Consider the following 6,991-nt stretch of genomic DNA (forward strand, 5'->3'; position numbering starts at 1 on the left):
GCAAGCATTTTGCTTAAAATGGCATCTTTACGAGCCTTGGGAATACGCGACATGATAAGTAACCAGCCCCCTGAGTAAGTTGGAATCCCTGAAAAGGGAGTATCTCAACTATCCTGACACAGGGGGCACCCGCCATTGCCCATCGATATACACATTTTCATCGCCTAAATACACGCCTGTTGCAGCGACAAATACGTCGATATGAAAACGCGTGTCTTTACGCTTAAATTGTGGTTTGTTGTAGCTGCCGTGCTTAGCACCAAGCGATAGATGAATACCGCATTGCCGCTCAAAAGTACCGATATCGCTCACAGTTCGGTCCTGGCTAAACGCACGATTTAGGCCCAAACCCAATTCACGCACCCACACTTCGCCTTCCACTGCGCGGATTTTAGCCAGCACTTCATCAAAATACGGCGTGCTGTTTTCTACCCCTAGCACACAGCCCTGCTCAACAATCAAAGTAATCGGCAAGGCCGGAAAATTACAGTGAAAGCTAGTATCCCCAAACACAAAAATATCGGCACGGCCGCTCAGCTGCGTTAAATCACGCGCCTCGGTAAACACCTCGCCAATCGGAAACTGCCCGCCAATATGCTTCATTTGGCGGTAATCACCCACATTTAGCTTAGCGCCCTCAAGTGGGCCTGCGTAAGTCAACACATGGTCTTTTCCGCTGCTAATACGTGCATGCGGAGCCGCATTAATCCGCGCCTGCAAAGCTGCCCCCGTGCCGCGATAATATGCAGCATCGTAAGCCAGCGCTTCGATATACAAAGGCGCTTCATCTGCCACCATGCGCGCCAAATGCACGTGCTCGATGACTTTTAACTCTTGATTAAACAACTGCACCCGCAAACGATAGGCATCAAGGCGAAAATGCGTCGATTGAATCAACACCACCAAGGCCCCCGCAGGCTGAGCATGAAACGCCGCCATCACCGCATCATTATCCACGCTGCTGATTTCAATCACTTGCGCGCTGGGCAAAGCTAAGCGATAGCTATCCGCCAACACCTGCGCCAATGGGCATTCAACATCATAAACAATCAAAGCCGCTTCATCGGCATCGTGGCCAATTGCCACGCTGACAATATCGCGCACATGGCTAGCCGCCGTAGCGCGGTGCTGGGCATTCAGTTCGCAGTAATGGGGGGTATTTATCATTGGGAGTACTTCTGTGCATGATTCAACAATGGCGACAGTTTAATGGATACGCCGCATAGCAGCGAATGCAAAGCAAAATGAGGAATAGGATATGGCACGAAATAACTTCCGGAAATGTCTCCTTAATAAGATCGTCATTCCCGAGTGTTCCTATCGGGAATCCAGTGCCTCTGCTGGATCCCCGATAAATACATTCGGGGATGACGTATATGTCAACTGGGGAATGAATACGAAAAGGCCTTAGCCCCTTATCCATCAACAAGCGCATCATTATTAACGCTTAACTGCTACAATAGTTAATAACAAACTTCTTAATGATGCTTATGCGTCCCTCTGATCTTCACCCTCTGCTCCGTAAAACAGCGGTACCAGTGCCAAATCACTCGGGCACAGTCGCCGTTATTCCGCCTGAAATCGATATTGAAGTGCCGTTCAAAGACTGCGATACCCTCAGTGCCATCGCTCGGCTTGAATTAGACCGGCTTAAATCAGCTCTTGCCGATTTCTCCGGCGCTGCAAAACTCATGTATGCGCTCAATCGCCGCGAAGCCGTCGACAGTAGCCAGATTGAAGGCACTCGCACACAGTTTAGCGAGCTGCTTTTATACGAATTAGATGCCGCACACGACGTAGCCAACACAGACGATGCCTTAACCACACTGAACTATGTTTCAGCTTACGCTCTCGGTGTTGAACAAATAACGAAGCAAGGCCAAGACGGCTTCACTAATGAGCTGATCTTAGCTTTGCACCGACAACTACTTAATGGCCATCCACGCACCACGCCAGGGGAATATCGCTTGGTGCAAAACTGGATTGGTGGCATGAAAATAGAAAATGCCATTTATATCCCGCCACCTGCCGAACAGATTCCCCAATTAATGACATCGCTCACGCGCTTTATGGCGAATCCATTTAATGAGCAAGTCAAAGCACCTTCTCTTTTCCGCCGTGCAACCATTGCCCACGCCTATTTCGAGGGTATCCACCCTTTTTTGGATGGCAATGGTCGCGTGGGCCGCTTATTACTTCCCCTGCTATTTTTGGCCGATCAAGAGCCGCCTATTCACTTAGCCAGCTTTCTAAAAATCCGCCAGCTTGATTATGTATTGGCATTAGAAAGCGCACAAAAACGCCTCGACTATTCGCCATGGGCCAAATTATTTCTAGAATGCGTGATTGCCAGTTGCCGGCATACACAAAATCTAATTAGCCAATTCAGCCAATTAAAAACCGAATGGGAAATCGCATTAAAAGGATTTCGCAGCGATTCGGTCGTGCACAAAATAATGCCCTTATTACTAGGCCAACCTGTGCTGACCGTAAAATCCATAGCCCAGCAGCTTGGCGTATCGTTTGTACGCGCCAATAAAGCCATCGATGCGCTACTTGAATTGGATATCCTCCGCTTAGCAATGCCAGAACGACAAAGAAACCGAGTATTCCACGCCCATGCCGTTTTAAATCTACTCGTTTCTGGTTTGGATCATGCGCTATTAGATGCTAGAAAAAGTGCAGCGGGGATTTAATTTACAAATTAAATCAGGCTGAAAGGGGACTATGGCTTATTTAACCCAATAGGTCATTTGTAGCTTGGGTTAGCGGTCTGCGTGTGAGGTTTACCTCACCCAGCGATATATCACGTAACCCAACATTTTTTTCACCTAAGCATACTGGGTTACTCATTTAACCGTGGCTGTCCCTAGTTTCGGGCATAAGGTCTATGGTTTTGTAGGACGGGTGAAGCCATGCTAAGCAAAATCAAAAAGACCTTTTTAGTGCCTTCGGCACGTTGATTTTGGAGCGGTTTCCCCGCGGGGGACTCACTTTCTTGAACGGCCAAGAAAGTAAGCAAAGAAGGCCGCCCCACGAAACACGAAGGCTCCTGCGCTGCGGACAATCGAGTCGGCGGCAGGCGGGATTGGCTCGCTGCCTCGCTCCCTGGCCGAAACCCCGCCCCGCTTGTTCCTCGCTCCGGCGTGTTTCAAGGGGACTTTGAGCCCTATGCAGAGAGCGTGGTTATTGTGCTTTTTCGCTGTTTGCTAATAAAAAAACTATGTGCTTAGCAAAGGCCGCAAGGTGCATGGTTTTGTAGGATGCCAATAAGCTCTGCGTGCGACATTTATGTCGCTCAGCGATGGGCGGATTGCACCGTTTAATTCACGCCATCAGGTGCAATGCGTCTGAATAAAACCTCAGACTTATTGCACCCTACTTATCGATTTCGGCTTACGGTCTTACAAATTCATTATGACTTACAGCCTTCTAAATACAGCAATCTGAGTTTTATCGCCGCTCGTGGCACGGGGCTTTTATCCTCCCCTTGAAGCACGCCGAAGCGAGGAATAAGCGGCACGGGGTTTCGGAAAAGGGGTAGCGAGGCAGCGAGCGCGCAGCCTTTTTCGCCGAGCCGGTTATCCGCAGGGAGGGGCTTTCGTGCTGGTCGGGGCGGCCTTCTTTGCTTACTTTCTTGGCCGTTCAAGAAAGTGAGTCCCAGCGGCGATGCCGCACCAAAATCAACGTGCCGAAGGCACTAAAAAGATCTTTCTGACTGTAGTTAGCGCGGATAAGGTGCAACCCACGAATGAAATTGGCTCTGGTCTAACACTCCAACAAAAATATTGGAGTGTTAGATCAAGACTGTAAGGTGCATGGTTTTGTAGGGTCCAATAAGCGAAAGCGCATTGCACCGTTTAATTCATGCTATCAGGTGCAATGCATCTGCATAAAATCTCAGTCTTATTACACCCTACTCATTGATTGCGACTTACGGCCCTAAATCAACAGCTGAACTGTTAAAGTTTTAGCCAAATCTACCATGCTAATTTATTTTTTATTTGCATTGTTTTTCATTTCAAACAGTGCTTGCTTAGCTATCGTGTCTATAGTCATAAACCCTACAGATTGCAAATATATATCGATAACTTCACTGTTTCCTAATTTTGAAATATCATTCAAACTCGCCACAAAGGAATTAAATGCAGGTAGGCGATTAATTAATGCGAAGCTCACTACATTTTGCATGGATTCTGGTCCACTGAGCCAATGCAAACCAACCATACCGTTCGTATATAAGACAGTAGCACAATTTGGTTCTAATAATTCTTTAATTCCTACTTCATCATCAACAATAGAACTTTGTATGATTGAAGCAATTTTCCCAGCAATTGTATAGTCATCAGGAATGCTATTAGCTAATGGTATTTTCTTTTTCCCTTTAATCCATGAAAACAGATCCATCATAAAACTCCCTATTTATATTAGTGGCAACTTAGTAAGACCTATTTTTTTTGAAAATGAAAAATGTTCAAAGTGGCTTAGGGCAAACCACTTTTTTTCTTTACTAATTCTGAGTCGTAAATATTAACGTAAAATTACACCATATTTACTAAAATATAAATTAAAAATCAAACAAATTCAATGTAACTGACAATTTATTTACAACAACACAGAACTAAAAAATATATCCAAGCCCTCTCCCCCAAAAACCATTAAAGCGGACGAGCGTTCTATTGGGTAGAATAAGCATACTTCGCCTCGTCAACACAGGATCTTGCCCATGTTTGTCGATTACCCCGGCAGCCCCTATCGCCTTTTTCAGCCATTTCCGCCTGCTGGCGATCAGCCAACGGCCATTGCTCAGTTGCTTGAAGGGCTGGATGATGGTTTGCAGTATCAGACCCTGCTTGGGGTAACAGGCTCGGGTAAGACTTATACGATGGCGAATGTGATTGCCCAGTCGGGGCGGCCGGCTATTTTGATGGCGCCGAATAAGACACTGGCGGCGCAGCTTTACTCGGAGATGCGCGAATTCTTTCCGCAAAATGCGGTTGAATACTTTGTGTCTTACTACGATTACTACCAGCCCGAAGCCTATGTGCCCAGCCGCGATTTATTTATCGAGAAAGACTCGGCGATTAATGAGCATATCGAGCAGATGCGGCTATCCGCCACCAAGGCGATTTTAGAGCGGCCCGATTGTATTATCGTCGCCACCGTCAGCGCGATTTACGGGATTGGCGATCCCAGCTCTTACCACCAGATGATTTTGCACCTGAAAGAAGGCGAGCGGATTGCCCAGCGCGATATGATCAAACGCCTCACCGCCATGCAATACGATAGAAACGACACCGATTTTAGCCGTGGTTGTTTTCGGGTGCGTGGCGATGTAATCGATATTTTCCCCGCCGAATCCGCCGAATTAGCGCTGCGGGTGAATTTATTTGATGATGAATTAGAAACGCTGCAATTATTCGATCCGCTTACAGGCCATATTAAGCAGCGCGTGGGCCGCTTTACGGTGTTCCCTAGCAGCCATTACGTTACCCCGCGTGAAAAAGTATTAGAAGCCATCGAAACCATCAAGGCTGAGCTAACTGACCGGCTGGCGTTTTATTACAAAGAACACAAACTGGTTGAAGCACAGCGGCTGGAGCAGCGCACCCGTTTTGACCTGGAAATGCTCATCGAAATGGGCTTTTGTAAGGGCATTGAAAACTACTCTCGGCATTTCTCTGGCAAGCCGGCGGGCTCGGCCCCGCCCACGCTGATCAACTATATGCCGCCCAATTCGATCATGATTGTGGATGAAAGCCACGTCACCATTCCGCAAATTGGTGCGATGTATAAGGGCGACCGCTCACGTAAGGAAAACCTGGTGGACTATGGTTTCCGTATGCCATCCGCCCTCGACAACCGGCCTTTGAAGTTTGAAGAGTTCGAGCAGCTGATGCCGCAAACGGTGTTTGTCTCCGCCACGCCATCGGATTACGAAGCCAAGCATCAGGGCCAGGTGGTGGAACAGGTAGTGCGCCCAACCGGCCTTGTTGACCCGATTATTGAAGTGCGGCCTGTGGGCACACAGGTCGACGATTTACTCTCTGAAATCAAGCTGCGCACTGAGATTGGCGAACGGGTGCTGGTGACCACGCTGACCAAACGCATGAGCGAGCAGCTGACAGATTATCTGAACGAGCACGGGGTAAAAGTGCGCTATTTGCACTCGGATATTGATACCGTAGAGCGCGTTGAAATCCTTCGCGATTTGCGCCTGGGCGTATTTGATGTGCTGATCGGGATTAACTTATTACGGGAAGGCTTGGATATCCCTGAGGTATCGCTCGTGGCGATTTTAGATGCGGATAAAGAAGGCTTTTTAAGATCAGAGCGCAGCTTAATTCAAACCATTGGCCGTGCAGCGCGTAATTTAAATGGTAAAGCAATTCTCTACGCCGACCGGATTACCAATTCGATGAAAAAAGCCATCGATGAAACCGAACGCCGCCGCGCCAAACAAACTGCATTTAATCTGGCCAATGGCATTACGCCGCGCAGCGTAGTCAAACGCATCAAGGATATTATCGACGGCGTATATAACGAGGAAGCCGCCGTAGCCGCCCGATTAGAAATGAAGCGGCAAAAAATGCTCAATGAGTTTGACGAAAAATCCCTGGCCAAAGAATTAAAACGCCTCGAAAAAGAAATGATCGAAGCGGCTAAAAACCTAGAATTTGAAAAAGCAGCCCAATTACGCGATCAGCTAAAAATGCTGAAAGATCAGGTATTTGGGAATTGATGGCAATGGAGCAAGTGCCATAACACTACTTTAGGCATTGCCCCAGCGTCCCCCTTTATTCAAAAGGGGGATTTGCCTTTTGTGGTTTTCTGTCGTAATGATGTGCCGTTCAAATCCCCCTAGCCCCCAATGCTGTTCACTTTATGATTTTTATTCCCCAGTTATGCCGTTGATTAAGAATTTCCGTGCCTTTTCTACTTGCAAAATGCTTAGTTCGTCGTTTCACAACCCGCGGATTACTGCGTCCTG

The 6,991-nt window shown here is 47.6% G+C and carries 4 protein-coding genes; 2 read left to right on the plus strand and 2 right to left on the minus strand.

What is annotated here, in order from left to right; genetic code table 11:
• Window positions 1–108: 108 nt before the first annotated feature.
• Window positions 109–1,167, minus strand: a complete 1,059-nt coding sequence (locus tag CSQ88_RS21520) for a hypothetical protein (RefSeq protein WP_099400113.1) — start codon at window positions 1,165–1,167, stop codon at window positions 109–111.
• A gap of 371 nt (window positions 1,168–1,538) precedes the next feature.
• Between CSQ88_RS21520 and CSQ88_RS21525 the strand changes: the two genes are divergently transcribed.
• Window positions 1,539–2,696 carry a Fic family protein gene (locus CSQ88_RS21525; protein WP_180273767.1) on the plus strand — a complete coding sequence of 386 codons (1,158 nt, stop codon included), beginning with the start codon at window positions 1,539–1,541 and terminating at the stop codon, window positions 2,694–2,696.
• Between the two features lie 1,297 nt (window positions 2,697–3,993).
• On the opposite strand, the gene CSQ88_RS21530 is transcribed toward CSQ88_RS21525, so the two are convergent.
• On the minus strand, window positions 3,994–4,410 hold the full coding sequence (locus CSQ88_RS21530; RefSeq protein WP_099400115.1) for a hypothetical protein: 417 nt from the start codon (window positions 4,408–4,410) through the stop codon (window positions 3,994–3,996).
• Between the two features lie 316 nt (window positions 4,411–4,726).
• Here CSQ88_RS21530 and uvrB point away from each other — a divergent pair, with 316 nt between their 5' ends.
• Window positions 4,727–6,742, plus strand: coding sequence for an excinuclease ABC subunit UvrB (gene uvrB / locus CSQ88_RS21535; protein WP_099400116.1), 2,016 nt, complete (start codon window positions 4,727–4,729; stop codon window positions 6,740–6,742).
• Window positions 6,743–6,991 lie beyond the last annotated feature (249 nt).

Source organism: Iodobacter sp. BJB302, assembly GCF_002735645.1.
GTDB lineage: Bacteria > Pseudomonadota > Gammaproteobacteria > Burkholderiales > Chitinibacteraceae > Iodobacter.